Below are 25,343 nucleotides of genomic sequence, written 5' to 3' on the forward strand. Positions count from 1 at the left end.
TATTACTTTTGTAATCCATAAAAAATATCCCAGAATGAAGAAATTTAAAATAGGTTTATTACCACGTATAATTATTGCAATTATATTAGGCATTGCCGTTGGTACTATTTTTCCAACACCGTTAGTACGTATATTTGTTACCTTTAATAGTATTTTTAGTGAATTCCTTAATTTTTCGATTCCACTAATTATTTTAGGGCTGGTCACCATAGCAATTGCTGATATTGGGAAAGGTGCAGGCAAAATGCTACTTATTACAGCTCTGATAGCTTATGGAGCTACCTTATTTTCAGGCTTCCTCTCCTATTTTACCGGTGTCACGGTATTTCCTTCACTTATCGAGACAGGTATACCACTCGAGGAAGTAAGCGAAGCTCAGGGTATTATTCCTTACTTTTCAGTTTCCATTCCACCGTTAATGAATGTAATGACAGCATTGATCCTTGCCTTTACACTTGGGTTAGGCCTTGCCTCATTAAATAGTGATACATTAAAAAATGTAGCACGAGATTTTCAAGAAATCATCGTACGTATGATTAGTGCAGTAATATTGCCGCTACTGCCACTTTATATTTTCGGAATTTTCTTAAACATGACCCATTCCGGTCAAGTATATTCTATTTTGATGGTTTTTATTAAAATTATCGGAGTAATATTTATACTACACATCTTTTTATTAATTTTCCAATATTCCATTGCTGCACTCCTTGTTCAAAGAAATCCATTCAAATTATTGGGGAAAATGATGCCAGCTTACTTTACAGCATTAGGAACGCAATCTTCCGCAGCTACTATTCCTGTTACATTAGAACAAACAAAGAAAAACGGTGTATCTGCCGACATTGCCGGATTTGTAATTCCACTTTGTGCAACTATTCATTTATCCGGCAGTACACTAAAAATTGTTGCCTGCGCTCTTGCATTAATGATCATGCAAGGTATCCCCTTTGACTTTCCCTTATTTGCCGGATTCATTTTTATGCTAGGAATTACGATGGTTGCGGCCCCTGGTGTTCCCGGAGGAGCGATTATGGCTTCATTAGGTATTCTACAATCGATGTTGGGATTCGACGAATCAGCTCAGGCACTGATGATTGCACTCTACATTGCCATGGATAGTTTCGGTACCGCATGCAACGTAACTGGTGATGGTGCTATTGCATTGATAATCGATAAAATCATGGGAAAGAATAACACAAAAAAATAAAATCGAATGAGTTTTTTGCGTATATAGCAAAAATTGCCGACATTTGTATCCGTATTTTCAAATAAAAACATATAGTGTATGAAAAAAGCCCTTATATCAGGCATCACCGGTCAAGATGGTTCCTACCTTGCCGAGTTTCTTTTACAAAAAGGTTATGAAGTACATGGCATCCTTCGCCGTTCTTCTTCTTTCAATACTGGTCGTATCGAACATTTATATTTTGACGAATGGGTACGTGATATGAAACAAAAGCGTACCATTAATTTACATTATGGTGATATGACTGATTCCAGTTCTCTTATCCGTATCATCCAACAGGTACAACCGGACGAGATATACAACCTTGCTGCTCAAAGTCATGTAAAAGTCTCATTCGATGTTCCTGAATATACAGCCGAAGCTGATGCTATTGGTACACTACGTATGCTTGAAGCAGTACGCATTTTGGGATTGGAAAAGAAAACTCGTATCTATCAAGCGTCTACTTCCGAATTATTCGGTAAAGTACAGGAAGTTCCGCAAAAAGAAACAACTCCATTTTACCCGCGTAGCCCGTATGGCGTAGCAAAACAATACGGTTTCTGGATTACTAAAAATTATCGTGAAAGTTATGGAATGTTTGCAGTAAACGGCATATTGTTCAATCATGAGAGCGAACGTCGTGGAGAAACATTCGTAACACGTAAAATTACATTAGCAGCTGCACGTATTTCCCAAGGAGAACAGGATAAATTATATTTAGGTAATTTGGATGCACGTCGCGACTGGGGTTATGCTAAAGATTATGTAGAATGTATGTGGCTAATTCTCCAACACGACACTCCCGAGGATTTTGTAATTGCTACGGGAGAAATGCATACTGTACGTGAATTTGCAACACTCGCCTTTAAGGAAGTAGGTATCGAACTCAAATGGGAAGGTGAAGGTGGAGATGAAAAAGGCATTGACATAACTACAGGAAACATTCTAGTAGAAGTTGATTCTAAATATTTCCGTCCAGCAGAAGTGGAACAATTATTAGGCGATCCAACAAAAGCCAGAACATTATTAGGTTGGAATCCTTGCAAGACATCATTTGAAGAATTGGTAAGCATCATGACGCGCCACGATATGGAAAAAGTGAAACGTATGATTGGCACCAAGCATTAATACTATTTTAATATGGAAAAGAATGCAAAAATATACATAGCAGGACATCATGGACTAGTAGGCTCTGCTATTTGGAAAAATTTGCAAGACAAAGGATATACGAATCTTATAGGTCGTGACCACAAAGAACTTGATCTTTTAGACGGTATTGCCGTCCGTCAATTCTTCGACAATGAACAGCCGGAATACGTATTTCTTGCTGCTGCCTTTGTAGGTGGTATTATGGCAAATAGTATTTACCGTGCAGACTTTATCTATAACAACCTACAGATTCAACAGAATGTAATTGGAGAAAGTTTCCGTCATAACGTAAAAAAGCTTTTATTCCTCGGCAGTACATGTATATATCCTCGTGATGCTGAGCAACCGATGAAAGAAGATGTATTATTAACATCTCCACTTGAATACACAAATGAGCCGTATGCGATTGCCAAAATAGCAGGATTGAAAATGTGTGAAAGTTTCAATATACAATACGACACCAATTACATTGCAGTAATGCCAACTAACTTGTATGGTCCCAACGATAACTTCGATCTGGAACGCAGTCATGTACTACCCGCCATGATTCGTAAGATTCATCTGGCACATTGCCTCAAAGAAGGTAATTGGGAAGCTGTCCGCAAAGATATGAATCTACGTCCCGTAGAAGGATTCAATGGTGACAGCCTGAAAGAAGAAATTCTTGCTATACTCCACAAATATGGTATCAGTGAAACTGAAGTAATACTTTGGGGTACAGGTACACCTTTACGAGAATTTCTTTGGAGTGAGGAAATGGCTGACGCCAGTGTATTCGTCATGGAACATGTAGATTTCAAAAACACTTATAAAGAAGGTGATAAAGATATCCGCAACTGTCATATCAATATTGGAACCGGAAAAGAAATCTCAATTCATCAATTAGCTGAACGAATAGTTGAAACTGTTGGTTATCAAGGTAAATTAACCTTCGACAGCAGTAAACCAGATGGTACAATGCGTAAACTAACCGATCCCTCCAAACTCCATGCATTAGGTTGGCATCACAAAATTGAAATAGAAGAAGGTGTACAGAAAATGTACGAATGGTACTTAAAATAAATAAAAGATGAAGAATTGATCTATGCTTTTACAGCTTAGTAATTCTTCATCTTTTTTATAAAGAATGATAATCCTAGTAACTTTCCTCTTCTTAAAAATTCTTCATTCTTAATTTAATTACTATATTTGCACAATTTAATACCAAATGTGCAAAAACAATGGAACAAAGTTTTATAGCTTACATTGAAAATAGTATAAAAAACAATTGGGACTTGGATGCCTTGACAGATTACAAGGGTGCCACCCTACAGTATAAAGACGTAGCTCGCAAAATCGAAAAACTCCATATTATTTTTGAAGAAAGTGGAATCCGCAAAGGAGATAAAATAGCTGTTTGCGGAAGAAACAGTTCTCATTGGGGAGTTACTTTTCTGGCTACATTAACTTATGGAGCAGTTATCGTCCCCATTCTTCATGAATTTAAGGCGGATAATGTGCATAATATCGTCAATCACTCCGAAGCTAAGTTATTATTTGTCGGAGATATGGTCTGGGAAAACCTGAATGAGACGGCAATGCCATTATTGGAAGGAATTCTGATGATGAATGACTTTACTTTATTAGTTTCACGTAGTGAACGTCTGACACATGCACGAGAACATCTGAACGAATTATTTGGAAGAAAATATCCTAAAAATTTCCGTACTGAACATATTGAATATCATAAAGACCAACCTGAAGAATTGGCTGTCATCAATTATACTTCCGGAACAACCAGTTATTCAAAAGGAGTTATGCTTCCCTATCGCAGTCTATGGTCGAATACAAAATTTGCATTTGAAGCACTACCTCTGCAAGCTGGCGACAAAGTCGTATCCATGTTGCCAATGGCACATATGTACGGTTTAGCTTTTGAGTTTTTATACGAATTTGCTGTAGGATGCCAGATTTACTTCCTCACCCGGATGCCTAGTCCCAAAATCATATTCCAAGCCTTTGCAGATGTAAAGCCAAGACTTATTGTTGCCGTTCCATTAATTATTGAAAAGATCATCAAAAAAAGCGTGCTTCCGAAATTGGAAACACCAACTATGAGATTATTGATGAAAGTTCCTTTCATTAATGATAAAATCAAGGCGACCGTCCGCGAAGAAATGATCAAAGGTTTTGGAGGAAATTTTGCCGCTGTCATTGTGGGTGGTGCTGCTTTCAATCAGGAAGTTGAACAATTCCTGAGAATGATCGACTTCCCCTATACGGTAGGTTATGGTATGACAGAATGTGGTCCGATTATATGTTATGAAGATTGGACGAAATTCAAACCGGGTTCCTGTGGAAAAGCAGCTCAGCGCATGGATGTACAAATCCTTTCTTGCGACCCTGAAAATATCGTTGGTGAAATCGTATGTAAAGGTCCGAATGTAATGCTAGGATATTATAAAAATGAAGAAGCGACTCGCCAAGTAATAGATAAAGACGGTTGGTTACATACAGGTGACCTCGCATTAATGGATGCCGAAGGCAATGTTACCATCAAGGGACGAAGCAAGAATATGTTACTCAGTGCCAGTGGCCAAAACATCTACCCTGAGGAGATTGAAGATAAACTGAACAACCTGCCTTATGTGGCTGAAAGCATTATTGTACAGCAAAATGAGAAATTAGTCGGATTGGTTTATCCGGACTTTGACGAAGCATTCGCCAATGGTTTAAAGAATGATGATGTCGAGCGCGTAATGGAAGAAAACAGAGTAGCATTAAATGAGACATTACCGGCTTACAGCCAAATATTTAAAATGAAAATATATCCTGAAGAATTTGAAAAAACTCCCAAAAAGAGTATCAAACGTTACTTATACCAAGAAGCTAAAGGATAATAATATGAAAATAAAAAAAACAATATGTACGGCAGCTATTTTAATGGCTGCCGTTTGTTTACCGGCACAGAATAAGTGTGCAGGTATTAATCTCTCCATTTGGAAAGGTGTTAGTACACAACCTCTTGACAGTACACAGACTACCTTTGTAAACATAGGTTTTCTATCGACGATGAACCGTCTCAATGGTATAGGAATAAACGCTTTAGGAGGAGTGACTCGTAAAGACATGAACGGCATACAAGTTTCCGGACTAGCTAACGTAGTTGGTAGCAGTATGCGAGGGCTCCAATTGTCCGGAATCAGTAATATCAGTGGAAACAACCTAATAGGATTTTCCACTGCCGGATTAGTTAATATTACAGGTAATGGTGCAAAGGGTGTTGTTATATCAGGTCTAACCAGTATTGGAGGAGATAACACAACAGGACTAATGGCCAGTGGTTTCATGAATGTAACAGGAAATACAGCTTCAGGATTGCAATTCTCCGGGTTGGCAAATATTACCGGAGAAAGTTTTAGTGGAATGATGGCTTCGGGGCTCTTGAATGTGACTGGTAAAGACATGAATGGACTACAAATGGCAGGTATCGCTAATATTGCGGCTAACACATTAAATGGCATGCAAATAGGATTATGCAATTATGCTACACAAGCCCATGGAATCCAGCTGGGTTTAATCAACTATTACCGAAAATCAATGAAAGGCTTTCAGCTTGGTTTAATAAATGCTAATCCTGACACGAAAGTTCAGATGTTAGTATATGGCGGAAACACTACGCTTGGCAACATAGGAGTACGTTTAAAAAATGAGTTATTCTACACGATTCTAGGACTCGGAACATACAATATGAATCTAAATGACAAGTTTTCGGCAACCGCCTCCTATCGCGCCGGTCTATCTCTGTGCGTTTACAAAGGACTTTCTATCAGCGGAGATTTGGGATACGAACACATTGAAGCTTTCAAAAACAAAGATGAAATAATCTCCAGACGCCTCTACGCTTTACAAACACGTATTAATGTAGAATATCAATTCACTAAGAAATTCGGAATCTTCGCAACGGGAGGTTATGGTTGGACACGTTATTACAATAACTCCCATAACTTTGACAAAAGAGCTATTGTTGAAGCAGGAGTTATTATCTTCTAAAATATTATTTGCAACATAATGATCATATACTCCTATGATAAATTTACTATAATCTATAGTGTCACTATTTCATTAGGATAACGACACTATAGATTATTTTCAGACTTTTTCTTTGATTAAACCAATACGATAAGCAACAAGCAGTTTCTTCAAATCTTGAATCTGTGTAATTAGTTCCTTACCTTTATCAGTGTCCTTTACCATCATTCGCTGAGAATTAAATTCTAAAACGAAATTAGTAGATTTAATATCAAGTGCTTCCTCAATAGCTTTTTGCCTTGATTCAAACGGTTCATGTTGCACTAATTGGAGACCATGAGAATGATATACAAGCGTATATCCGGCTATTCCAGTTTCAGGCTGATAAGCTTTTGAAAATCCACCATCAATAACAAAGAGTTTGCCATTGGCTTTGATTGGTTGTTCCCCTTGAGTCGTTCTCACAGGCACATGACCATTAATAATATGAGAATGAGGTCCCAATGCTCCAAACTCACACAAAATCTTATCGCAGATATCTTCCTGGTTACGCAATGTATAATAATATCCCTTCTTCTCTTTATGTAATTCCTTATCTTCCAAAAAATAACGTTCAAAAGTAGCCATTTTATCCTTGTCAAACAAAGGAGCCTCTGGTCCACACCACATATACCAAATATAATCCAATGCAAAAGATTTATCATCTTCACCTTCTTCATCAAAGTAAGCAGTACGGATTAATTGATCTGCCTTATCCAGCAACTTACGTCCCCAATACTCCTTACCACGTATTTTAATATGCTTGAAACTGCCATCCTCATTTAAAGGAACAGAGGCATGATACAAAAGATTAGAGTTGCATACCAAATACATTCCACCATAGGTAAATAAGCAACGCATATGCTTTTTCAGTTTTTCACTATTCATAAACGAATAGTGAATCTTATCAACCAACTCACGCTCTTCTTCAGTCAAGCGATAAGGATCAGCAGGGTCTATCGTTGGGAAATTCGTGTCACGTAAAGCATATTCCTTTCCTTCATACACAAAAATTCCCCGCTCAAAATCTATTTTATCCAGCAGTTTCCGGTTTGCCATACGAAATTCCGGACGACGATCAATGATCTCAGCTTCCAATTTAAATTGAATAATTGTGATCGCCTTATGCATCTGAGTAATCAGGCGCAAAGTTTTCTCATTATAGTGAGTATCTGCATAATTCATCTTCGGCATAAAAATAGAACACGGATCATCACCATAAGTATCCATGGCAAAAGTAGCCAATGGAAGAAGATTTATTCCGTAACCATCTTCAAGAGTAGACAAATTACCATAACGCATTGACATACGGATCACATTTGCAATGCAACTGTCATTGCCCGAAGCAGCACCCATCCACAAAATATCATGATTTCCCCACTGTATATCAAAATTATGATAATTACACAAAGTGTCCATGATAATATGCGCTCCCGGTCCGCGATCATAGATATCTCCTACGATATGAAGAGAATCAATAGTCAGACGTTGGATCAGGTTACACATGGCAATAATAAAAGCATCTGCCCGTTTTGTAGAGATGATTGTGCTAATAATCACATTAATATAGGCATGCTTATTCGGTTCGATAGAAGACTCGTGCAATAATTCCTGAATGATATAAGAAAAATCAGCAGGCAATGATTTACGAACCTTTGAACGAGTATATTTTGAAGAGACATTCTGACAAACCTTCACCAATTGATTTAAAGTAATCAGATACCAATCATCGAGATCTTTCTCACAAACCTTCACCAACTGAAGTTTTTCCTCCGGATAATAAATCAACGTACAAATCTCCTTCTTTTCCGATTCACGCAACGTATTACCAAAAATCTCATTTACTTTACGTTTCACCGCCCCCGAAGCATTCTTCAATACATGCTGAAAGGCTTCATATTCTCCATGCAAATCGGTCAGAAAATGTTCAGTTCCTTTAGGCAAATTCAAAATAGCCTCCAGATTGATTACCTCCGTACTCGCATCCGCAATAGTAGGAAAACTGCGAGAAAGTAGTTGTAAGTAACGAAGATCGGTCACAATACTTTCAGGAGTTATATTACTTTGAGCAGTCATTTCATTTATAGTTTTATAATTTATTATTATTGTACTCCTTATTACTTATCCTCAGCCAAGTAAGAACATCAAAAGGACTTGAGCAATGATAACTCTTAAAAACATACACAATGGATACACAGTTGCATATGCTACTGAGGGATTATCTCCCGGTATCGTATCATTGACATAGTTCAGAGCCATCGGATTAGCCATACTACCACATAACATACCAGATACTGTACCAAAATCAATCTTCATTATTTTAAAGGCAATAATCCCAATTATGACAGTCGGAATAATTGTCAGACCAGCACCTAAGGCAATCCACAGTAATCCTTCTGAACGAAATACTGTATCAAAGAAATGCGCTCCGGCATCCAGTCCCAAACAAGCCAGATACATAGAAAGTCCCAATGCACGTAACATTAAATTTGCACTAAGTGTGGTATATGTAATCATATGTATCCGAGGTCCAAAAGTACCTAGAAGGATACCTACAATAATCGGTCCTCCGGCCAATCCTAACTTCACCGGAGTACTAATACCCGGAACAGAAAAAGGAATCGCTCCTAAAGCCAAACCGAGTACGATACCAATAAACACTACAACAAGATTTGGTTCTTTCAAACTCTTAATGGCATTTCCCAAAACTTTCTCTACATTTTGGATTGCTGCCGCCTCTCCTACCACAGTCAAGCGGTCTCCTAATTGAAGTATCAACTCAGGAGTAGCTAGCAACTGTACACCTGAACGATAAACTCGGCTGATATTAATACCATAATGATTTCTCAATCGAAGTGATCCCAACTTTTTCCCATTCAATTCCGGACGGGTCACCACAATACGTTGTGATATCAATTCACTGTCAATCGCATTCCAATCAATATCCTCTTTGTTCCAATCCGTATTTTCCTGTTCACCAAAAAGCACAGTTAAAGCTAATACATCTTTTTCCGAAGTAATAACAAGCAAACGGTCCCCTTCTTTCAATACCTTTTCGGAAGTAGGAATGCTGACATGCCCGTCCCGCCACAATCGGGAAATAACAAACTTAGGATAACTCATATGAGCTATATCCTTGATACTTTTATTGAAAATAGCCGGATTATGTACTTGAAACGCTGCAATATAAGTTTTGTTCGCAACATCCTTCTCTTTTACTTCCAAATCTTCTTTTCGAACAAGGACTTTACGGATCAATAACACGGCAAGAATCACGCCAATAACTCCTATAGGATAAGCTACTGCACATCCCAATGCAGGAGTACTACTATCCATTCCTATCTGCTTTAACGTCTGTTGTGCAGCTCCTAATGCAGGAGTATTCGTTGTAGCTCCACAAAGAATACCTACCATATCAGGCAGTGATATCCCTGTTGTATAACTAGCAAACACAGTAAGCAAAGTTCCTAACAAAACCACTCCTAATGCCAACATATTCAGCGTTACTCCTCCTTTTCGGAAAGAACTGAAAAAGCCGGGACCAACTTGAAGACCGAGAGAATAAACGAAGATAACCAATCCAAAACTTTCTGCATAATTTAACATCTGCGGATCAACAGAAAGCCCGAAATGCCCTGCCAGAATACCCATAAAAAAAACAAAAGTGACTCCTAGAGAAACTCCCCAGAAATGCACTCTTCCCAAGCCTAAACCAATGGCAGAAATTAATGAAAGTACAACAACTGCCTGTAAAGCAGAATGTTCGAGAAATAGACTATATAACCAATCCATGAATTAAATGTACTAATAGGGCGCAAAGATAAAAACTATTTAGTCCTATTCAAAACTTTTAAGCTTTCATTTCGCGTCCCAATCATACCCTTGGCATCTAAATTTCATCCAGACTTTACATCCCATTCTTACCTTACCAAGCCAACCTATCTTTTACCCTGATATTCTACAAAATTATTTCGTCCATCCAAATAACCACTCAATCTGTTACCCCCAATATATACATCATCTAAAAAAGAAACATCACCCGGTCCATAATCCATACGAATGGAAGTCTGTGCATAGTTTTCCCAACTCCAACGGAATCTGTACTCAAAAGTTTCCACATACCCATCCGGGTATTCTACCCGAATATAATCAACCCCTGTACGATCCAAATAAAAATCCAGTTCTTGACAACAATAGTTACCTTCTACATCCCGGTAAAAACTCACCCAGGTTCGGCTAGTTAAATCAACAGAACGATTATAGTAACCATTTCCAATATTATCATCATCATAAAAACTATCAATTTCAATCTCACATGAAGTCAAATTGACCATCAATACAGCTACCAAAGCTAACTTTAGGTATTTTAATAGATTCGTTTTCATATTCCTTTATTTTTTAGTTGTTCCTGAATTTTTATTTTTCTTGATAGAACAAAAGTAAAAAATTAATTTTCCTCTTGAAATTGAATTGTCCTACTTATTTAGAGGAATTCACCTCCATAATTAGGTAAATTCCCTTTTACTTGTTTCAATATAATTAAATGCAGCAGACATCCTCCAACATTGCAGAAATCATAAAGTAAATGTTATAAAAAAAGATTTCATACCTCAGAAACTTAATAAAGATTGAATAAGCATTAATACGCCTAATTAATGTTATAAAATTGTTCTTTTTGGCTTATTTATTTGCAAATTTCACAAAACGCAGTACCTTTGTAACGTGTTTTTCATAGTATTAGATTTAAGGTTAACAAAAAGATTGGCTGTCTGGGATAGATAGCCTTTTTTTATGCCCTTTTTCAAAGAAATTATGTGATTTCCCAAATTCTCCTTTTTCATTAATAAAAGTATCAAAGACGATCAAAAAAAAACATTCGTTTAACATTTGAAACATAGCCGTTTAACTCATTTCTCAAAAAATAGGTAAAAAAAATATTGCTAAAAGATTTGCGTAGTCCAAAAGTTCCCCCTATATTTGCACCGCATTTGAGAGAGAATGCGGGTTGAAGGAAGTTTGGGTGAGTGGCTGAAACCACCAGTTTGCTAAACTGACGTACGGGTAACTGTACCGGGGGTTCGAATCCCCCAGCTTCCGCTAAAATCGGCTTAATTAACTGATTATTAGTTAATTAAGCCGATTCAAATTGAAAGCGTAACGGATAATGTAACAAATTTGTAGGAAAGTAGTAGTATATTAAATACACATTTTCAATTAACAATACATTAACATATTGCTTTTAATATAAATTAACTATTTGGTGGGTTCGTCTAACGGTTAGGACACGTGCCTCTCACGCACGTAATACGAGTTCGATTCTCGTACTCACTACTTACTCTTCTATCACCTATCACTTAATGATATTTAGTTTTTGGATATTTCTATTTAATTCTAATAAATTAGTAATATCATGGAAACAGAGAAAAAAGCATTTATAAAAAATGCGGCATCACAAAAATCATCAATACGAAATGAGAATGGTATAATTTCTTATAAAAAAGGAAAAATACCTTATGTCCCTTGTTCATTAATAAAAAACAATGGCAAGCACGGGTGGTATATTGAATTCAAATATATCAATCCTAAAACAGGAGAACTAACTCGTGGCGTTCGCCGAGTAAAAAAAGAATTTAATCTTTGCGAGACTGAAAAACAAGCTGAAGCATTAATAAAAGAACGCATCATCAACCCACTAAATAAACAATTAGAAAGTGGATGGACTCCTAAAGGAGATTTAATAGAAGATAATCCCAAAGAAGAAAACATATCTCACTTACTTATTTTATTTATGCAAGATAAGCAGGATTTAAGAAGAGATACAATAAGAGTTTATAGGTCAGCAACAAAATATCTAAGTGAATTTCTGAAAACATCAGGCCTTACAAAATTAAATGTAAAGGATTTTGGAGAATATCAAGCTATGCAGCTCCGTAAATTCGCAAAGAAAAAGGGATTAGAAGGAGTAACCTTCAATAATTACAGAAGAATGTGGGGAAACTTTTTTGGATGGATCGCAAAATCAGAAAGAATTAATTTGCCATACAACCCTATCACATACTATATAGAAAAAGAAAAAGAAAATTACTCTCCAAGAGATACTGTATCACACGATAAAGATTTGGATATACAGAGATGGTGTGAAAATAATGATCCTGTATTATTATTACTTATTAGTTTAATCAGTGGCCCTTCATTTCTGAGAATACAAGAGATATTAAGATTGAAGGTAGGAGATATTGATTTTAAAGAAAATCGAATAAAAATTGACCAATGGCAATCAAAAACTAAAAGTTCTATCAAGATTCTTGGAGAAGATAGTAAAAAACTTATGTTAGAATTGGGTATAGACCAACTTCCTGCCAACTTTTTTATGATAGGTAAAGAACAATCTAGATTCGGAAAACTACTTGTCGGAAAAGCATCAAAAAATTCTATATATAGCAAAGAAGATAAAAAGAAGATGGCTTCTATCAATAATAAATCGTTTCGGGAAATTGAAACTGAACTTTCCAGAGATGGTTATCTATTAACTAGAGATGTCGATAAAAATTGGGAAAAGCTAAGAGAAGCAGTAAATTTACCCAAATCCTGCCAGTTATATTCTTATAGACATAGAGCGATTAGTGATCTATATGCTATTGGGTATTCACGGGATCAAATAACACAATTGACCGGACATGTTTCAGATGCGTTTTGGCACTATGTCTCTTCTGCCGCAAAAGGAAGTGTCGCTGAAATGATAGCCCAAAAATGTATTTCCGTCATATCGAAATAGTGTATAAAATTTTCTTAAACAGAAAAGTGTAGAGACAAAGAAATCTAAGAAAAAACACTAATTACTTGGGAAATTGGACAAACAGACAAAAAAAGTAAAAACACGCATCAGCTACTATTTAATAAGTTGATTATTAACTAATTGGATTTTTGTCCATATATGAGGGATGTTAGACAAAAACGGGGTATAAACCCCGTTTTTCTTTGTCCGAACTTTACTATTTTTGTCTGCGTACCCCAAAAACTTTCTTTTTTCACTGTGTTTAAAGCCAAATTTTAAATTTCATGGCATTACCTTAAAATGTAAATGTACATAATTTACACCTCATAATGTGTATGATATGATATAGTGGACGACCTTCTTGCGCAGTAACTAAACGATTTAATACTACTTTAACAAACGATTGAGTTTATCACTGGTATTATTCTTTTTAGCAAAAGACAAGCCATCAATTACTTCTTCTATCAATCCACCTTTTCCGTTTTTATTGATTACGGCAGGTATGGGGTGAGTCAGCTTATCGGCAAGGGTAGCACTTACTTGGTTACTGGTGTGAATAACCTTGCCCAGTTCCGATAGTGTAGGTGCAAGAGTTTGCATGATAGAAGAAGCCAACTTTTCTATTAACTCATCCCCATTACTCCTGTAGCCATCCATGCCGAAACCTCCGGCAACGTCTTGCACATTACCTCGATCGTATGCCCTATAAGACATACCACTTCGGTTCTTATCGAAATTGACAATGGCAGCAAGCAGATCGGGACGGCTCATCATCATGGCAGAGGTGGTTTTACTACCGATGATAATTTCAGGTCCCTTCTCGGCAATAATGGACGGTTGTCCATTCACCATTGCAGTGATGGGGTTATTCACAATTCCTGTTTTTAGCTCATCAATATTGGTAGCTTGATAAACCTGACCATCATCCCCTAATACGGGGAACGATTTACCATCTAATACACCAGAAAAACGCTGAACGTTACCACAATCGTAAGTAAGCATACCTGTGGCTAACTTAGTAGAAGTAGATACCCCCACTGCTGCTTCCTTTCCCCCGAAAAGAGAAGAAACACCACTCATTGCGGTAGATAAAAGCCCTCCAAGTAAAGCTGTAATAACCGCCACTAATGGAATACCCCACCAACCCAGTTCTCCGATAGTTTTTGAAGCACCAGAGGCGATGCCAAGTGGAACTTCTGCCGCCGTTTCAGTAGCTTGTGTGCCAACGTTTTCAGCCGCTTGAGTTTTTTTAGCGGTACCTACTTGCTGACCTATGTCAATCACGGCCTTTCCAATGGCTCCGCCACCTTCGGTTACAATCTGTTCTTGTACGCTTTGAGATTCCTCCTCAACCAATGCTTCCTCAGATGCCCCCTCTTTCTTGATAGATATTTTATCCTTTATAAAGTCACGGGTACGCTTGGTCGCAGCTTTTGCCATCGTTTTTTCTACCCGTTCTACTTTTTTATTTCCTTTCTTATCAACATCATTTATTTCTTCATTAGAATCTTCCTCGGTATCTACCATTGCTTTTCGCAGCAGAGCGTGTTCTATCTTCTGTTTCACCCACTGCATAATCAGTTTATTGGTAGCCTCTCCGGTACTTCGGACAAAGTTTTCCAAAGCCTTCTGCCTTTCGTCCAAAGAGCCGAATATACCTGCGCCAAACTCATTCCCAAAGGTTTCGATTGAACCGGTATAATCCTTCAACTGCTCCATCTTTTCCTTTACCTGCTCTACCATTTTTTCAGATAGTGCGGCTACGGCTTCCTGCACCTTGAGTTGTTGCTGTTCGGTATCGTACCCGTTCGTTTTCAGATATTCATAATAGGCTACGGCTGCTTCCAGACGATGCGTGTACATGAGTACTTCTTGGTCAATTACCATAGTATCGGTTCCCAATCCCAATGATTGAACGCTCTTCGACATATCGACCATCCGTTCGTCTTTCGTGCCCGTTTCTTTCTGCGTTTTGAAGGCATCGCTTCGGGAATATCGTTCGCTGGCTATTTTTAGTTGTCGGTCGCGCGCTTTCTTTTCGGATTCAGTGATGGCATCGTTGTACTCTATCGTTTTATAATATAGAGCCTTGTAGTTATCATCGGTCAGATTCAGCATTTGCACACCGAAAACTTCGGTATCCGAAATCATGTTACGGAAAGTAGCCATGCCATTTTCGCTATTTATATCAATAGAGAAAAGATTGGTTCCCATGCCACGGAGTGCCTTCATACCCGCTTCGGCTGCGGCATTTGCATCTTTGAAACCACTATTCACATCCTCCTTAAATGAGGTGAAGAACAACCCAAGACGCTCTAACTCATTTTGGTATTGGTTGGTTACTTTTCCCGTGAAATCGTACTCCAACAATATCTTTTCTATCTCTTTGCGTAGGTCGATGGCATGTTTCTGAAGTTTCAGTTTATCCTCTTCCAACTTAGACCAGATACCATCGTCTTCGGCTTCGCCAAACTGCCGGAGTTTGCGGCCGATCTCCCCTAAATCCTTATCCAGCAAATTAAGTAAAACCCTTTGAGAGTCTTCCGATTTAGATAAATTCTCGGATTGCATCTTTTGAAGATTGCCGCCCCAATCCTCGTCTTTGTCCCCATGAAGCTTTTTCCTGGCTTCGATGCGAGATTGTAAGTGCCGAAGTTCGATGTTATCAAGTTCCTGTTCTCTCTGCTCGGTGGTTATTTTCTTGTCAATATAAGAATCATTCACGACTTGCGCCTGCTGCTTGTAATATACCTCGATGGCAGACATCGCCGCTTGATACTCACCTTTTGCCAGACGCAAGGCTTCCTTTCTCTTTTTCTCTTTTTCCGATTCCTTTTCGTCTTCAATGATGGTATGTGTTTGTGGTTCCTCCGTCTCCAAATAATCGCCAATCAATGGATCGTACTTCTTGCCGATATCCTTCATTGCTTTCTGCTGATTATAGTAGTTAGCAACATACCCCTTCATGTTGTTTTGAATATCCTTCCATTGGTTAGAGAGAGGACCACCATTCTTTACCAAGTCGAAAGACTTTCCACCTTTATAATACAGGTCTTTCCAGACGGCTTCTACGGCATTGTTGTAGGAATATCCTGCATCGCGGTACCGGGCAGCCGCTTCGGTGATGTAATTTATATCGAGATTGCCAAGTTTGCCTATGTCCGCTTTGTTGTAGACTTCCTGGATGTTGCTCAAGTTGTCTGCCATTCGATTGGTGTACTGCGTGCCAACTTCATCCATGGCGGCGTTCTTCGCCTTGTAAGCGATGCTTTTCCGCAACTCATCGTTTACGCGACTTTGCGCTTTCTCTATATCTTCCAGGCTGGTTTTCTCTGTAATCAAGAAAGGAAGATACTTAGAGTAGTTTTTGTTGATGGCTATGATAGCATCGGTGTGTTCCTTTGTTCCCTTAGTTGTATTCTTCAATCGGGCAAAAAGTTGGTTCACCTCAATAGATGCAGCACTCGAAGTTCTGGTGTAATCACGGAAACTCTTATTCAGATTGTTGGAAGACAACGTTGCGTCGTCTGCTTCTTTTTTGAATGAACGAATACTCATTACAACAGTGAGTAAGATGCTGGCAATGCCAATAAACACATTGCTCTTCATTGCCAGATTAAGCAACTTCCAAGCGCGTGTCATACCGTTTACTCCGGCAGTGGCTGCCGTCATGCTGGTAAACATCCCTTTCAGAACGCCACCCAATCCAACGAATCCCGGAATGAGTTGTGAACGGATGACCTGTGTCAGCATAATCCACCCTTTGATAGACAGGAACACGCCTAATGCCGGAGCCAAAGCAACCAAAGCTTTGACTGCAGCCATTAGTAAAGTAAATACCACCTTTACTTCCCATATCAACAGTTTATTGGTCTGCAACTCCTTAGACAAATCAAAAAAGTCCTGTGCCAGGTCTTTCACAACCCCTGTATTCGACTGATTGATAAACATCTTTTCCCACGAGTTCTTCATGCGCTCCATGATGGCGGCGGCATTCTCGTTCTTGATGTTATATTCCGACGTAACGCTGGTAGCTTCCTCAAAACCCTGCTTACTGATAGCCAAAGAAGACTCTACCAAGTCGATATTACTTGCCAGCGTAGCGAGCGAAGCCGTAAGACGAGCACCGTCCGAACCCATGTCTTTCATCAACGGGGCAATCTGCGAAAGTCCGCCCTTCTCGCCCAATGCCCGGAGCACCATTACGGCAGCTTCGGCCGTCTTACCCCCTTCGAGCATCTTATGAAGCCCATCGGCACTGATTCCCGCTGCTTGCGCCACAGTTCTATAGTGTGTCTGCAACTGAACAATGAACTTATTCATGGCAGTGGCTGCTACTTCTACTTCCTGACCGGTGGCATCGGCTGCACTACCAAAACCAAGTAATTCTGACATCGTAAGATGCGCCTGGCTGGCAATACCCGAAAGACGTTTGGCATAATCCGTCATATATGAAGCCGTACTCGTGGTGCTCTGCGACAAAAGGTTCATGGCACTACCCGTAGCGAGTAGCGATTTCTCCACGCCCATCTTCTTAATCAGCCCCATCACTTCGTTCATCTTCATCAACTGGGTAATTGCCTCGGTACCGCCGAGGTCTTCCCCAAGTGCCACGTTTATCTGGTCGGCAGCTTTAACGAACTGTTCGATACCCTCCGAACCATATTTTGCGCCAATACCAAGCTTACCTGCTTCATAGGCCAATTTATGGATGTCTTCTACCGAAGAGCGACTATCGATTTTCATCAAGCTATCCGAAAGTTGATTGATAGATTCGGCACTCAGTCCGGATGTTTTTTGAATATCAGCCAGCGAATCACTGAATTTCAGATTATTGGCAAACAGACGGGTAATTTGCGATGAAATCAGGTTGAAACCACCGTAAACGCTGACGTATGCCATGAATCTCTTTATCACCGACTTGATGGCTCCATCTTGTCGGTGCCATTGCCCGGTCATCCGCCCTATTTGATTGTCTATGGCTTGATATTGTGCGGAGAGTTCCCGGAAACGTGGATCGTTTTCGGTCATGTTATTCATCTGCTTGCGGCACTCCTTCAATGCACGTTGCAGCTTGCCTAATGTAATTCCGGAAAGATTTTCTACAATCTCTTTTAGGTTGATATACGCACTTCGATTGGCACGTATGGCACTTTCCATACTTTTCAATTCTGCTGCTTTCTTTGCAAAATCATCGGAGCCTTGAAGCCCTTGCTGCTCCATCGCTTCAAGTTCCTCACGGGTTTGTTTGGCTTGCCGCTGCAATGCAGTCATTAGGTTTACAGCCTGCTTGCCGTCCATCGTAATGATGACGTGCGCCGTACTGGTATTTCTTGCCATCTGTCGGTTGGGTTTAGGTTATACTTCTCTGTTTGAAGCAAAATTACCGACCGCCTCCGGCGAAGTGGGGACATACAGAAAAAGGGCAAGTAACCATCACGGCCACTCACCCTTACTCGATTTAGTAAAAATGTAAAAAATGTATCTTAATTGCTCATTGTCAAATCTCTGGAGAAGTTTTCCACGGCTTCGGCAGCGTCGTCGATGAACTTCAATGAAAGAGGAACGAACTTGCCATTGATAGTAACCTCTATGCGGTCGCTAATAACGCCGTTTCCAGGAAAGAAAACCATAAACTTAATTTCCACCACCTCGTCCTGCTCGTCGTCGTCCGGCATAGGAACGCAGTATTTCATCTCTCTGAAATGTGGGAAGGTGGCATTGCTTGCCAATACTTTAGCGTCTTTGGTGAATAGTTTGAGTACATTGGCAAAGATTCCCATGTGGACAGTACTCATCGACAGGCTTTCGTCGCCGGTACATACGTCTACTACGTCACCCATGGTTTTATCTTCATTCACGGCAGCCGTCATCAAAAGGTCACACCCCATGAAGTTATCACTGTATGGTCCAAAGGTATAACGGGCTTCACGAATATGGCTGATGGTCTTTATTGTCTTTTTCATTTCAGACCTCCTTTCTTACAAATAAGTATGGTAGCAATAAACCATACCAGACAAATCAATGCTGCTATTGCACCGGCAGACGGTGTAAAAATTAGGAATACAAATGCAATAACAGCATGGGTGATTCGCAACGCATTAGCATTGCTCACGGACTGCTCTGCAAAATAACTGAGGATTAAGTTTTCGCTACGGAGCCACGACTTTAGTGCGCTCTTCGCTCCCGATTGTTTCGGAAGGGCGATGGAAGTTGTTGTTTTCATACGATGAACTGTTTGACTTTATAGTCGAGAACCGCCCGACCAGCAGAAACGCAAGAACGGCTGCGCTTTCCCGTGTCGTCAAACAGTTCATCGTAACTCCGGAGAGCAATCGAAGAATGGGAAAGGCAGCCGCCTATATTTTACAATCATCTAACTATTAATAGAAAGACGACATAAGGGCATAAAAAAAGCCCATCAAGTAGTGAGCATTATCCGTAGCTCATTCCGGTATCGTTAAGCGATAAACTGTTTGACTTTGCAAATATGGAAGAAATATTCGATATAGCCAAACTTTTAATTAGAAATTATATCCTACATTTACGGCAAACGTCCTGTTTTTCATTTCCGCCAAGGGTACTTTACAGAAATTAGCAAACCCATAATGATACTGCACGCCTAACATGACTTTGTTCAAGCGAATGCCTGTACCGAAGGACACGCCATAATCTACTGACTTATTAATGGTACCGCTGGTTTCCTCTTTATTGTCTACACGCCAAGTTCGCTGATTTAACTCCTTTTGCCCTTCTTCTCCGTCCGAATAATAGGTTCCTTCGGAAGTACCCCCGATATACGAAATGTATGGACCGGCTTGCACATCAATACTCAATTTTTTGGTCAGTACAAATTGATAATTGAGCAATATGGGAACTTGAATAACAATAGGAGTAAATGTATAATCATCTTTCTCTTTTATATTGCTGTATACTATAGTGCCGGATGATTTTCCGTACATACCGACATTGATTCCCGGAGTAAAAGTTAAGTGCTCTACTAATGGAATATAGAATACGCCGCCGATGTTGAATCCAACCTTGTCCTCCATCTTACATTCCTCAACAGCATAACTGGAAACGTTGGCACCCAAGCGTAATCCGAAAGTGATTCGTTTGTCTGATGTCTGTGCAAATGCACTTGAACAGACTGATAAAAAGCATATCAGCCCCAAAATAGTTTTCTTTAGCATAACTTTATTTGTTTTGGTGAAACGTCACAAAGTTACTCATTCCATTTCAATAGAAGAATGAAACACGGAAAGAATACTACAAAGCGAGGTATTTTGCTCAAAGGTTACTTGAAAACTCTACTGCCATCCTGCGAAACGGCAACTGAGAGACTTTTGTTTCGCAGTTGCCATTCCGGCGTAAGCCTACTGCCGTTTTTAGGTCATCCTACTGCGACCGAAAAGGGAAAGATATATTGAAACCATTCCATCACACCTTATACTTAACGGGAAATAAGCCTACGAAAACAAGAAACGTGCCGAATATCGGATATAAAAGCCGAAATTCGACACGTGAGTTTGTTCCTTTACTATAGTATTTGTCCCGGATGAAAAGGCAGAATCACCCGTTATTGTCGAACGAGCCTTCCAACCCACGAACAACGATGGCTTGCGTTTCAAACAAGTATCTGTTGGCAAAATACTTACAAAGTCGGGTTGTCTGATGCCGAAACTCCATTGCGATGGCAGGGCGTTGTGTACTTCCTTGCTGCGCGTTCCACTCCATATAGCGAATGTCATGGTCGGCACTCAATGTCCGGTTTACTTTGCTGATAGGTCGCCCACGCCCCACGCCCATATCGACGAAATTCAGATAGTAGTTGTAGAAGAAATCGACGCGCGCCTCCCGAACGCCAATATCGAACGCCTGAACGGCATCTTGTATCTGGAAGTAAAAAGAGTCGTATCCGGCTCCGGTGCTTCGCCAAGTGTTTCCGCTCTTACGGGCGTTTTCTTCCAAATAGCCGGGATATACTTCGTCTGGGAAAATGCCCTGCGTGCGGAAGTTCCGGTGTATAGCCAATAAGGTATCGTAACACCACATATATAGCTTCTGTCCGGCAGGAATAGGTTTGTGATATCCGGGGATTGGCATAGTGGCGTGGATTAAATGTTAGGGGTTACTTCATCGTAAGGAACCATCTCAAACTGTCCATCGAAAAAGCGACCGACAACGATAATCTTCTGTTCGTCGCCCACTCCACGGGCGGATGCCACCACGAAATCAAAGGGTTGCACCATAGGAGCTTCCACTTCGTCCACATTCACTTGTGCGCGAGCATTGGCGCGGATGCTACGTTCTTCGGCTGCCGTCAATGCAGCATACTTTTTTCGCGCCTCCCTGACGGCTTTCACTTCTACTTCAAGGAAGTACTTATCCCAAGCCTTGCGACTGGACTCGTAAGTGAACCACATTTGTAGGTTGTTCAGGAAATTGGTCCACTTCTCGGTGTTCCGGATAAAGAGTACCGCCAAATCAAGGCTGATAACGACTTGATGCAACTTTTCATCCATATAAATCTGTCCTGCGGTTTGCAGTTTCTCAATGCTCTTCATTACCGACATTAAGGCGATGTTCTCCTTCTCCTGCAAGGGAGTGACGGGCTGGGGTTGTTTCTTTCGGAATGGGTTCATAATCTATTTTTTATTTATAATCTTCTTTACTCACGCACAACTGCCTTGGAATAACGTGTTCAATCACCAATTCCGTAGGCCACCATCCGTTAAACTTCTGCGGCACACTGATAATGGACGCCGTATTGAAGTCCATCCCTTCAAGGTCAGTGTTTTTATTCTTAGTCTTATCGTTGAACATATAGGCTATAAGCTTCTGAATCAGCTCCACACCTTCGTACTTGGCATTGGCAGCCGCTACTTCGTCGGTCGGACTATTCTGAAGTACACTACCAGCCTGCTTCACAAAAAAGAATATACGGTGCGTATATCGCATAAACTTCGGATTGTTGGCTACCATTTCGCCGTCAATCTGAGTCACTACCGCCATACTGGGCGATTTGGCATGAGCAAGACTGGACGCAAAATCGTCCAACCGGGTGATGCTATCCATACGATAGAATGCTTTGTCTTTACTTCCCCGTTCGGGGTTGTGGCTGATGGGTTTAAACTTCTGCGCCCATGCTTCACAGTAATCGTCTATTCTGAACATGACTATATTCTATTATTATATGTACAAAGATAAAATATTCCAAAAAGGATATGGGGACAAGATAACTAATTGCGGAAAATACTAAGCATAGCCATTCATTCATAACTATACTCAGTATTTATATTCCTCATCAGACTTATACTCAACGACACTAAGCAGTAATTCTTTTAGAAAGAACTACAATCGTATTATGCAGCTAACTTTATCTCTATATTGGGATTTGTGTACAACATTATATCTGTATATTTTGTGTTGTAATTTATATGTGAATTGCATTCCACTTTTCTGCATTTCTTAAATGGATTGCCTATAGATGGATTCTTTCCTATCCAGTCGCACAGCTCAAGAATAGAAGATTTGTTTGAAGTAAAGTAAACAAATGAAGAATCCTCCAACACATTCAGCACATCCAGATAATTAGCCAATTTCCAACACATTTTGTACGTGCCAACATCTGTGCTTAGATATGGAGGATCAATCAGAAATACCACACCGGGAATATCCTTATACCGATTGAACACCTCTTTGTAATCTTCGCTGGTAATAGTTAGTCCTTCCAGATAGTCTTTCGGCTCAGGATAAGCAGAAGTGCGAATTCTGTTGTAGATAGTTTCTTTCTTCATTCCCTCTAAACTAAGCTTATATTTCATGGAAAACAACAAAGATGAAGAAAGGGTTATATAATCCACATATCCATTTTCTTTCTCTTCATTACGAATACGTTCAAACACTTTATCCCGTGTTTCACCTGTAACAGCTTTTAATCTCTTACACCCTTCTAAAATATGGCGTAAGTCTGATAATAAAGTATTGGTAGCAGGAATATTCCCCAACCGTTCACGATAGTTATCAAAGTCATTATACACCACAGTGGCATCGGGGCGGACACATTTAGTTATATGTGACAGAAGCCCAGACCCACCAAAGATATCCACAAACACTGTACTATCTGAGAACTGATCCAACACTCTGATAAACTCCTTTGCGAACATACGCTTTTGCCCCACAAATGGTAGTGGGGCGGACAAATACATCTTTCTCATTTTAATTCGTTTTAAAAATGGGTGCAAAGTTCATCAATGTTCATGTAAATATGTACTGAGCCCGTACTATTCCCACTGAAACGATTCTACAGTGCTAATTATACATTAAGTCCAAAGCGTACAGTCTCATCCCCATCTAATAACATACGAGTACCATGGATGTTGTTCTCGTAAATATGCACATTAGCAAGGTATAGAGTAATGGATTTTAGTGGCATTTCAATCTGCCTTGCCATCAAGTAAAGATGGTAAATATCAGAAGGCAATCCAAGATTGGCATCGCTACTTCTCTGATAAGCTGACAGCACCAATCCACCATCATCCAATTGAAATTGCACCAAACTTAGACAAGGTGCCTGGTTACTTTCGGCACCGGTTTCGCCTAAGAACAACACGTAATTCTTACTACTTCGTTTCTCCCTATTAATACGTTCTATAAGTGGAGGAAGCTTCTCGAAGTAAGTAGGATAACTGTTCACAAGAATGGAACCACAATAATCCCACCAACTGATCCCTGCTTCACGGTACTTTTCTACGCTACGTTCTCCTTGCATAAATAATTGCAGCTCACTTTTGAGTTTTTTTCTGGCAATATTATGCCCCTCGAATATGTCAAGTAGATCAATCGGTGCAAGGTATAGTTGCTCATTAAGAAGATACGTTATATTCCCCTTCTTGTTGGTTTGCGTTTTCCCTGAAGTGAGAATTTTGTCCAAAATGCAATAATACTTGTTCATAACCATTATTCTCTTTTAAGTTTGACATGCAATAAAGATAATAAGCAATGATAGTGATTGCAATACAAAAAAAACATTCATACTGAAAAAGGGCTGCAGTCGCTCTTGAAATGTTTCACCAGTGTATATACTTTACGTTCACTCACAGAATACTTCTCGGCAAGCACAGCCACTATATATGAAACTTTTTCACCCTTATTCAACAACTGCACATAGTCGGTATATAAATCAATATACACAGCATCTTCGAGGCGTATTCCAACCTCTAATAACTTTTTCAACAAATCCCTGTTAAAGATTAGTATCTCAATTACTTTCATACAACAAATAAATTATATCTTTGCATCGCCAATCATTTAATAAACGACAAAAAACCATAGTGCAACAGAGGGTATTTGCCCCCGGTCGTGCACTTTGGTGTACTTGTTGTTCTAAGTGATTGGCGTTACTTTAACAGGCCGGGGGCTATTTTACATCCATCCCCGAAAGATTCTCATAATTATTTCATCTTCATTTTTCTATCACCTATTCAAACACAATCATCGAGTAATGACTGATGGGTTTAAACTTCTGCGCCCATGCTTCGCAGTAATCGTCTATTCTGAACATGACTGTTGTTTTTTATAATGATCTTCCCAAAGTAGGGCAATTTTAGCGAGAGGACGGGGACATAAAAATACACTTGGAACATACCATTCGCCCAATAGCTTCCATTCAGCAGCTTTATATTTATCCAAGCGATCTTGGTCCTTCTGTGAAAGTGGGCGATTCAGTCGGGAAACATCCATATTGTCCCGCAAATCGCATAGCTTAACAGTGATAGCCACCGGATTCTCGCTTAACACTATTTTATCAATATAAATCGCATAATCTTCCATTCGATTCCGAGTAAGCAATTGCAATGCTTCCACAACCATTGAGCTAAATCCCGCTTCCCGAAGATCATCGAAGGTCATATCGGTATCCTCCACTACATCGTGAAGGACAGCCACAATACCAGTAGTCAATACCAAGTCTTTGCTTAGTTTCGACATCTCATGTTGAGCTTTAACCATCACCCGGAGCGGATGAAGTATGTAAGGTTGCCCACCCTTGTCTTTTTGCCCTGCATGCTTTTCGGTAGCTAAGGCAATGGCTTTCTCTAATAATTCCTGTTCGTCAATCATTTCTTTCTGTTTTTTCAG

At 39.6% G+C, this 25,343-nt stretch carries 19 protein-coding genes, 2 tRNA genes and 1 pseudogene; 8 read left to right on the forward strand and 14 right to left on the reverse strand.

Annotated features, from left to right (window positions below; genetic code table 11):
- Positions 1 to 34 precede the first annotated feature (34 nt).
- From PHO71_RS13620 to PHO71_RS13640, 5 genes are all read left to right on the forward strand, one after another.
- Positions 35 to 1,207 (forward strand): dicarboxylate/amino acid:cation symporter, encoded by a 1,173-nt coding sequence (locus PHO71_RS13620; RefSeq protein ID WP_300204208.1) that lies wholly within the window; start codon positions 35 to 37, stop codon positions 1,205 to 1,207.
- Between the two features lie 78 nt (positions 1,208 to 1,285).
- Positions 1,286 to 2,356 carry a GDP-mannose 4,6-dehydratase gene (gene gmd, locus PHO71_RS13625; protein ID WP_300204211.1) on the forward strand — a complete coding sequence of 357 codons (1,071 nt, stop codon included), beginning with the start codon at positions 1,286 to 1,288 and terminating at the stop codon, positions 2,354 to 2,356.
- 12 nt (positions 2,357 to 2,368) lie between these two features.
- Complete coding sequence (locus PHO71_RS13630; RefSeq protein ID WP_300204214.1) at positions 2,369 to 3,439, forward strand: GDP-L-fucose synthase; 1,071 nt, start codon at positions 2,369 to 2,371, stop codon at positions 3,437 to 3,439.
- Positions 3,440 to 3,597: 158 nt separating this feature from the next.
- Positions 3,598 to 5,256 (forward strand): AMP-binding protein, encoded by a 1,659-nt coding sequence (locus PHO71_RS13635; protein ID WP_300204217.1) that lies wholly within the window; start codon positions 3,598 to 3,600, stop codon positions 5,254 to 5,256.
- A 4-nt stretch (positions 5,257 to 5,260) separates the two neighbouring features.
- A complete protein-coding gene (locus PHO71_RS13640; RefSeq protein ID WP_300204220.1) occupies positions 5,261 to 6,409 on the forward strand; it encodes a hypothetical protein in 1,149 nt (382 codons plus the stop codon).
- A 99-nt stretch (positions 6,410 to 6,508) separates the two neighbouring features.
- Here the strand turns inward: PHO71_RS13640 and PHO71_RS13645 are convergent, their stop codons facing one another.
- The 3 genes from PHO71_RS13645 to PHO71_RS13655 all read right to left on the reverse strand — a co-directional run bounded on the left by PHO71_RS13645 (position 6,509) and on the right by PHO71_RS13655 (position 10,812).
- Positions 6,509 to 8,503, reverse strand: a complete 1,995-nt coding sequence (locus tag PHO71_RS13645; protein ID WP_300204223.1) for a fructose-1,6-bisphosphatase — start codon at positions 8,501 to 8,503, stop codon at positions 6,509 to 6,511.
- Between the two features lie 51 nt (positions 8,504 to 8,554).
- On the reverse strand, positions 8,555 to 10,219 hold the full coding sequence (locus PHO71_RS13650) for a putative transporter (RefSeq protein WP_300204226.1): 1,665 nt from the start codon (positions 10,217 to 10,219) through the stop codon (positions 8,555 to 8,557).
- Between the two features lie 146 nt (positions 10,220 to 10,365).
- Positions 10,366 to 10,812, reverse strand: a complete 447-nt coding sequence (locus PHO71_RS13655) for a hypothetical protein (protein ID WP_300204229.1) — start codon at positions 10,810 to 10,812, stop codon at positions 10,366 to 10,368.
- 625 nt (positions 10,813 to 11,437) lie between these two features.
- On the opposite strand from PHO71_RS13655, the gene PHO71_RS13660 reads away from it, so the two are divergent.
- The 3 genes from PHO71_RS13660 to PHO71_RS13670 all read left to right on the forward strand — a co-directional run bounded on the left by PHO71_RS13660 (position 11,438) and on the right by PHO71_RS13670 (position 13,202).
- Positions 11,438 to 11,524, forward strand: a tRNA-Ser gene (locus PHO71_RS13660).
- A 162-nt stretch (positions 11,525 to 11,686) separates the two neighbouring features.
- A tRNA-Glu gene (locus PHO71_RS13665) sits at positions 11,687 to 11,758 on the forward strand.
- Between the two features lie 79 nt (positions 11,759 to 11,837).
- The gene (locus PHO71_RS13670; protein ID WP_300204231.1) at positions 11,838 to 13,202 is read left to right on the forward strand and encodes a tyrosine-type recombinase/integrase; all 1,365 of its coding nucleotides are present in this window, start codon (positions 11,838 to 11,840) and stop codon (positions 13,200 to 13,202) included.
- A 387-nt stretch (positions 13,203 to 13,589) separates the two neighbouring features.
- Here the strand turns inward: PHO71_RS13670 and PHO71_RS13675 are convergent, their stop codons facing one another.
- The 11 genes and pseudogenes from PHO71_RS13675 to PHO71_RS13725 form a co-directional block, all read right to left on the reverse strand.
- Positions 13,590 to 18,542: a phage tail tape measure protein gene (locus PHO71_RS13675; RefSeq protein WP_300204234.1), complete on the reverse strand. Its 4,953-nt coding sequence runs from the start codon at positions 18,540 to 18,542 to the stop codon at positions 13,590 to 13,592.
- 146 nt (positions 18,543 to 18,688) lie between these two features.
- Positions 18,689 to 19,093, reverse strand: a complete 405-nt coding sequence (locus PHO71_RS13680) for a hypothetical protein (RefSeq protein WP_300204236.1) — start codon at positions 19,091 to 19,093, stop codon at positions 18,689 to 18,691.
- Between the two features lie 71 nt (positions 19,094 to 19,164).
- Entirely contained in the window at positions 19,165 to 19,428 is a 264-nt protein-coding gene (locus tag PHO71_RS13685) for a hypothetical protein (RefSeq protein WP_300204239.1), read from the reverse strand.
- 298 nt (positions 19,429 to 19,726) lie between these two features.
- A complete protein-coding gene (locus PHO71_RS13690) occupies positions 19,727 to 20,395 on the reverse strand; it encodes a porin family protein (RefSeq protein ID WP_300204242.1) in 669 nt (222 codons plus the stop codon).
- A 379-nt stretch (positions 20,396 to 20,774) separates the two neighbouring features.
- Positions 20,775 to 21,308: a hypothetical protein gene (locus PHO71_RS13695; protein WP_300204245.1), complete on the reverse strand. Its 534-nt coding sequence runs from the start codon at positions 21,306 to 21,308 to the stop codon at positions 20,775 to 20,777.
- An 11-nt stretch (positions 21,309 to 21,319) separates the two neighbouring features.
- On the reverse strand, positions 21,320 to 21,847 hold the full coding sequence (locus PHO71_RS13700) for a hypothetical protein (protein ID WP_300204247.1): 528 nt from the start codon (positions 21,845 to 21,847) through the stop codon (positions 21,320 to 21,322).
- Between the two features lie 10 nt (positions 21,848 to 21,857).
- Complete coding sequence (locus PHO71_RS13705) at positions 21,858 to 22,379, reverse strand: hypothetical protein (protein ID WP_300204250.1); 522 nt, start codon at positions 22,377 to 22,379, stop codon at positions 21,858 to 21,860.
- Positions 22,380 to 22,567: 188 nt separating this feature from the next.
- Positions 22,568 to 23,422 carry a DNA adenine methylase gene (locus tag PHO71_RS13710; RefSeq protein WP_300204253.1) on the reverse strand — a complete coding sequence of 285 codons (855 nt, stop codon included), beginning with the start codon at positions 23,420 to 23,422 and terminating at the stop codon, positions 22,568 to 22,570.
- A 98-nt stretch (positions 23,423 to 23,520) separates the two neighbouring features.
- A complete protein-coding gene (locus tag PHO71_RS13715; RefSeq protein ID WP_300204257.1) occupies positions 23,521 to 24,165 on the reverse strand; it encodes a thymidylate synthase in 645 nt (214 codons plus the stop codon).
- A 71-nt stretch (positions 24,166 to 24,236) separates the two neighbouring features.
- A complete protein-coding gene (locus tag PHO71_RS13720) occupies positions 24,237 to 24,479 on the reverse strand; it encodes a hypothetical protein (RefSeq protein ID WP_300204260.1) in 243 nt (80 codons plus the stop codon).
- A gap of 276 nt (positions 24,480 to 24,755) precedes the next feature.
- Positions 24,756 to 25,343, reverse strand: a pseudogene (locus PHO71_RS13725) (hypothetical protein); the annotation flags it as partial.

It is taken from the genome of Bacteroides sp. (genome assembly GCF_028690125.1).
GTDB lineage: Bacteria > Bacteroidota > Bacteroidia > Bacteroidales > Bacteroidaceae > Bacteroides.

Coding starts and splice junctions, on each gene's coding strand:
- PHO71_RS13620 (WP_300204208.1), top strand. CDS start 35: ATGAAGAAATTTAAAATAGGTTTATTACCACGTATAATTATTGCAATT.
- gmd (WP_300204211.1), top strand. CDS start 1,286: ATGAAAAAAGCCCTTATATCAGGCATCACCGGTCAAGATGGTTCCTAC.
- PHO71_RS13630 (WP_300204214.1), top strand. CDS start 2,369: ATGGAAAAGAATGCAAAAATATACATAGCAGGACATCATGGACTAGTA.
- PHO71_RS13635 (WP_300204217.1), top strand. CDS start 3,598: ATGGAACAAAGTTTTATAGCTTACATTGAAAATAGTATAAAAAACAAT.
- PHO71_RS13640 (WP_300204220.1), top strand. CDS start 5,261: ATGAAAATAAAAAAAACAATATGTACGGCAGCTATTTTAATGGCTGCC.
- PHO71_RS13645 (WP_300204223.1), bottom strand. CDS start 8,503: ATGACTGCTCAAAGTAATATAACTCCTGAAAGTATTGTGACCGATCTT.
- PHO71_RS13650 (WP_300204226.1), bottom strand. CDS start 10,219: ATGGATTGGTTATATAGTCTATTTCTCGAACATTCTGCTTTACAGGCA.
- PHO71_RS13655 (WP_300204229.1), bottom strand. CDS start 10,812: ATGAAAACGAATCTATTAAAATACCTAAAGTTAGCTTTGGTAGCTGTA.
- PHO71_RS13670 (WP_300204231.1), top strand. CDS start 11,838: ATGGAAACAGAGAAAAAAGCATTTATAAAAAATGCGGCATCACAAAAA.
- PHO71_RS13675 (WP_300204234.1), bottom strand. CDS start 18,542: ATGGCAAGAAATACCAGTACGGCGCACGTCATCATTACGATGGACGGC.
- PHO71_RS13680 (WP_300204236.1), bottom strand. CDS start 19,093: ATGGGGTGTGACCTTTTGATGACGGCTGCCGTGAATGAAGATAAAACC.
- PHO71_RS13685 (WP_300204239.1), bottom strand. CDS start 19,428: ATGAAAACAACAACTTCCATCGCCCTTCCGAAACAATCGGGAGCGAAG.
- PHO71_RS13690 (WP_300204242.1), bottom strand. CDS start 20,395: ATGCTAAAGAAAACTATTTTGGGGCTGATATGCTTTTTATCAGTCTGT.
- PHO71_RS13695 (WP_300204245.1), bottom strand. CDS start 21,308: ATGCCAATCCCCGGATATCACAAACCTATTCCTGCCGGACAGAAGCTA.
- PHO71_RS13700 (WP_300204247.1), bottom strand. CDS start 21,847: ATGAACCCATTCCGAAAGAAACAACCCCAGCCCGTCACTCCCTTGCAG.
- PHO71_RS13705 (WP_300204250.1), bottom strand. CDS start 22,379: ATGTTCAGAATAGACGATTACTGTGAAGCATGGGCGCAGAAGTTTAAA.
- PHO71_RS13710 (WP_300204253.1), bottom strand. CDS start 23,422: ATGAGAAAGATGTATTTGTCCGCCCCACTACCATTTGTGGGGCAAAAG.
- PHO71_RS13715 (WP_300204257.1), bottom strand. CDS start 24,165: ATGGTTATGAACAAGTATTATTGCATTTTGGACAAAATTCTCACTTCA.
- PHO71_RS13720 (WP_300204260.1), bottom strand. CDS start 24,479: ATGAAAGTAATTGAGATACTAATCTTTAACAGGGATTTGTTGAAAAAG.